This is a genomic window from Photorhabdus africana, from assembly GCF_035181445.1.
Classification (GTDB): Bacteria; Pseudomonadota; Gammaproteobacteria; order Enterobacterales; family Enterobacteriaceae; genus Photorhabdus; species Photorhabdus laumondii.
In genome coordinates this window covers 1-223 of sequence record NZ_JAXBVE010000318.1, presented here as the reverse complement: position 1 = coordinate 223, position 223 = coordinate 1, and the positions used below count along the sequence as shown (strand labels likewise).

The 223-nt window shown below is 53.8% G+C and carries 1 protein-coding gene; it reads right to left on the bottom strand.

The genetic code is table 11. From position 1 onward, the window contains the following. A partial coding sequence (locus SLS51_RS23920; protein WP_323840932.1) for a DUF2345 domain-containing protein occupies positions 1-223 on the bottom strand: 223 nt, incomplete at both ends.

Here is a 223-nt window from a genome sequence, read left to right as displayed (position 1 = left end):
CCGCTGGATGATGTTATCGGGCGCCCCACTTTCCACCTGCCCGTTGCTAATACGGATATATCCCCCGCCACAGGCCAGCAAGATCTCCTCTTTGGCACTGATGATCACTTTGCCTTCATGACTGCTTACCGTGATGTCTTTCAGCGCTTCCAGCCCCATCGCATCACCCTGCGCCTGAATATCTACCCGACCTTGACTGGCAAACAGTTTTATCCCCAGTTTC